This is a genomic window from Ruegeria sp. HKCCD9138, from assembly GCF_057220975.1.
In genome coordinates this window covers 1-4007 of the sequence record NZ_JBWVAZ010000026.1, presented here as the reverse complement: position 1 = coordinate 4007, position 4007 = coordinate 1, and the positions used below count along the sequence as shown (strand labels likewise).

The window sequence follows — 4007 nt, the reverse complement described above, 5'->3', positions numbered from 1 at the left end:
CGAAAGCAGCCTCATCCAGCGTGTTGAGATACGCGCGGACCGCGCGGGGCGCATCTTCTGGATCGATGGTTGATGCACCCCATTCTTCCTTTGGCGTTGAGTTTTGTTTGTTTGCATCGGCTTCGATCAGACTGGCGTCGATTGCCATGCGCTGGCCGCTGACCAGACCCTCTTTGATGCACCGCGCAACCGTCATCTCGAACAGATGACGCAGCAGCTCACTCTCGCGGAAGCGTCCATGCCGGTTCTTGGAGAAGGTCGAATGATCCGGGATACGGTCGGTCAGATCGAGACGGCAGAACCAACGGTAGGCGAGGTTTAGGTGCACCTCTTCGCACAGCCGTCGCTCAGAGCGGATGCTGAAGCAATAGCCGACCAGCAGCATCCGGATCAGCAGTTCGGGATCGACCGATGGACGACCCGTGTGACTGTAAAAATCCGCAAGGTGCGCTCGAATGCTGCTAAGATCAACAAAGCGATCAATCGAGCGCAGCAAGTGGTCTTGGGGAACATGATCCTCAAGAGAGAATTCGTAGAACAACGCCGCCTGCGCTTCCTGTTTCGGCCCCATCATCGCTCAGTCCTCCCATCCTCGGGGAGAATTGAATCAGCGACTTACCTCACGATCAAGCAAGAGTTTTTCAACGAAATAGGCCGTTCGTGCCGTATTTCAGCCCCCTACCCGTTCCGATCCAGCTTTAACCAATATCGCGTGTATCGAAGTTCACCCGTTCGGGTCAGAGCGCCCTTCTCGACCAGATCCTGGAGATCCCGCGTCGCTGTGGCGCGGGACGTTCCGGTGATCGAGATATAGTTCTCGGCGCTCAATCCGCCTTTGAACCCAACCGGCCCAGCCTTGAATAGCCGGGCGATTACCTTGCCTTGGCGGGCGTTGAACTGATCGCGATGCCGGTCATAGAAATGCGCCTTTGATATGAAGAAGCCGACGCGCTCAAGCGTCACCTGCTGCGCTGTAAGGACGGTCTCGGCAAACCAAACGAGCCAAGCTGTGACGTCTAGCGTCTTTTGATGACGTTCGAGCTGATCATAATATGTCTTCCGCTCTCGCTCGATCGTGAAAGCAAGAGCAATCAGGCTGGGCTGACCAATGTTTTGTGCCAGGGACTTTTCAGCCAGCGCCCTGCCCAACCGGCCATTGCCGTCTTCAAAGGGGTGAATGCTCTCGAAATACAGATGGCTCAATCCCGCTCGGATCAGTGCGCGCAATGGTTCGGGACCATCCGGTGCGGTCCGGTTGAACCAGGTCACGAACTGGTCCATTTCAGCCGGAACCTGACGTGAAGGTGGCGCTTCGAAATGAACCGTTGGACGGTCTAGCCTACCTGAGACGATTTGCATCGCATCCTCATGGCTCCGGTATGATCCAATCGTTTCCAGACGCCTGTCATGGGACAGAAGCATGTCATGCCACCGAAACAGGGTGTCGTGTGACAGTGGTTCCGAATAATTGGAATAAACATCCACCATCATTTCAGAAACGCCCTGCTCGCGCGGTTTGGATGGATAGCTGTCGGGAGTCAGTCCAAGATGCCGACGCAAGGAAGATTGCACGCTGAGACGATCCAGCATCTCACCTTCGATCGCGCTGGTCTTCATCGCTTCTTCGCTTAGCAGGTCGATACGCAATTGATCTCGATCCGATGTGTTCACATGATGAACCGCTCCAAGAACTTCCCCTGAAGACAACAGGAACTGTTGCTCGTATGGTTCGAGTCTTGTGGCATCGTAACGAAAAGTCGGCCAATCAGGGTTCTGCCAGTTCCACATCGTGAGGTATAAGCCTCCTTTCTATAACTCACTATTTATCGTTACATGATTTATAGAGGTCAATCCTATTGCTCACTTTTTTCAAACTCTTCGGTCCGATCATCGATTGGACGTGTAATCTGAAAACGGTAAATCTCATCCAGTTTCCCCAAATTTACGTAGCATTGGAGGTACTTGACAGCATTGCCTTTGGAGATAGTTCCCCCTTTTCGATTTTAGCCAGTAATGAAATCAGGTAAGCCCCTGGAGACTGTATGTTCTCAGCACGTTGAAAAATGTATCCGAGAACAATGAAGCGAATAGCTGGGCCAAACGCCGATTTCATTGCATACCAGGTTTGGCCAAGCCGCAGGTACTCGGCGATATCATCCATAAGCCGATCACAGTGGTGCTGATCCTTAGCAAAGCGTAGTTGGGGTCTGATGCCGGAGAGGGCAGGATCCTACGTTAAGACCGTCTGATCACCTTTTGGGCCACCTGTATTCACCTGTCAGGAGTATGTGGGCCCATCCAAGTGGCGAGATATGCGCCAGCAGGTTGGGCGAGCAGTCCAATCCTTCGCTGCGGCGCTCGGCGACAGCGTTTCCAAGGTGTTTGGTGTTCCAGTAGATGACAATCGCGGCGAGCAGGTTCAGGCCAGCCATGCGATAGTGCTGTCCTTCTGAAGTTCGGTCACGGATTTCGCCCTGCCGCCCGATGCGGAGCGCGTTCTTCAAAGCGTGGTGTGCCTCCCCTTTGTTGAGGCCGATCTGCGCCCGGCGCTGCATGTCGGCGTCAAGCAACCAGTCGATGATGAATAGTGTCCGTTCGACTCGTCCGATTTCTCTCAACGCCACCGCAAGCTCATGCTGGCGGGGATAGGCAGAAAATTTCCGCAACAATTGGCTTGGAGGCATGGCCCCTGCCACCATGGTTGCGGCGCTGCGCAGGATATCCGGCCAGTTCGCGGCGATGACAGGCTCCCTGATCTTACCCCCAATCAAGCCTTTCAGTTCCTTCGGACAGGATGTGGGGTCGAAGAGATAAAGGCGCTTGGACGGCAGGTCTCGGATGCAGGGAATGAACTGGAAGCCCAGCAGAGCGGTGACCGCGAAGACATGGTCGGTGAAGCCACCTGTATCAGCGTACTGTTCCCGGACTTTTTGACCCGCACCAGTCATCAACAAACCATCCAGAATGTAGGGTGCTTCGTTCACCGTGGCCGGGATGGTTTGGGTGGCGAAGGGACCGAACTGATCGAAGACATGAGTGTAGGCCTTCAGCCCAGGTTCGTGGCCGTATTTGGCATTAACGAGATTCATTGCCTCGCCTTGACGTGAAGTAGGGAAGAACTGGCCGTCGCTCGATGCGGCCTGCCCGGCGCCCCAGAACTGAGCCATCGGCAACGAAGATTGCCCCTCAATCACCACGGCCAGGGCGCGGGCCATTGCCTCGCTTTCAATGTGCCACCGTGACAAGCGGGAGAGCTAGAAATAATCGTGGGTGTTTGTGGCACCTGCCATTTTGCTGAGACCAATATTCAACCCTTCAGCAAGCAACACATTCAACATACCTATCCTGTCCTTGCAGGGTACGCCGGTGCGCAGATGAGTGAATGCCTCAGTAAAGCCAACCTCGTCATCCACCTCGAGCAGGAGATCGGTGATCCTAGTTTCCGGTAGTCGTCGATAAAGGTCGAGTACCATGGCGTCGGCCTCTTCTGGGACGGCAGCGGTCAGCCGGTCGAGTTTGAGATTACCGTTTTCGATAAGTCCTCCCGGAATCGCGCCAGCTCTGGCGGCACGGGCAAGTCTCTGCAAACCATTGGCTAAACGGGCCTTCCGATCTACCAGCCAGGCTTCCGGTTCAAACGGCATGGTCAGTCTCGGTGTGGACCGGGCGATCTCGGCGGGGACAAGCGCTTCCTTGAGATCGCCATAACGTCGGGAATGGGCAAGCCAGACGTCGCCGGATCGAAAACCCTCGCGCAGGTGGCACATGACGGCCACCTCCCATAGCCGGTGCCCGTTATCGTCCCTCAGGTGACGATGCCATTTTGAGGTGCGGCGCAGAAAACTTCGCGACCGGACGGCCGTTGTTTCGCCAATTGCGATGATTTCCGCAGCGGTCAGCAACGGTTCGGCAACCGGAGCTGCTTTGATGTTGAGTGCCCGCAACATGCGCGTGAGCAGCCTCATCTGACTGGTCCAAATTGATTGTTAGTGCATCGTCGGCCTGTA

At 55.3% G+C, this 4007-nt stretch carries 3 protein-coding genes and 1 pseudogene; all 4 read right to left on the bottom strand.

What is annotated here, in order from left to right; genetic code table 11:
• On the bottom strand, positions 1 to 574 hold a 574-nt coding region (locus AC2TEL_RS21590), incomplete at its 3' end, for a transposase (RefSeq protein ID WP_480906891.1).
• Between the two features lie 104 nt (positions 575 to 678).
• Positions 679 to 1788 carry a DUF4172 domain-containing protein gene (locus tag AC2TEL_RS21585; RefSeq protein ID WP_480843013.1) on the bottom strand — a complete coding sequence of 370 codons (1110 nt, stop codon included), beginning with the start codon at positions 1786 to 1788 and terminating at the stop codon, positions 679 to 681.
• Positions 1789 to 1942: 154 nt separating this feature from the next.
• Positions 1943 to 2161: a replication initiation protein RepC gene (gene repC, locus AC2TEL_RS21580; protein WP_480843014.1), complete on the bottom strand. Its 219-nt coding sequence runs from the start codon at positions 2159 to 2161 to the stop codon at positions 1943 to 1945.
• An 88-nt stretch (positions 2162 to 2249) separates the two neighbouring features.
• Positions 2250 to 3962: pseudogene (locus tag AC2TEL_RS21575) on the bottom strand (Tn3 family transposase); the annotation flags it as partial.
• Between the last annotated feature and the right edge of the window lie 45 nt (positions 3963 to 4007).

What these genes read in the sequence shown, in the direction of transcription:
- repC (WP_480843014.1), bottom strand. Translation starts at nt 2,161, where the DNA reads ATGGATGATATCGCCGAGTACCTGCGGCTTGGCCAAACCTGGTATGCA.
- AC2TEL_RS21585 (WP_480843013.1), bottom strand. Translation starts at nt 1,788, where the DNA reads ATGTGGAACTGGCAGAACCCTGATTGGCCGACTTTTCGTTACGATGCC.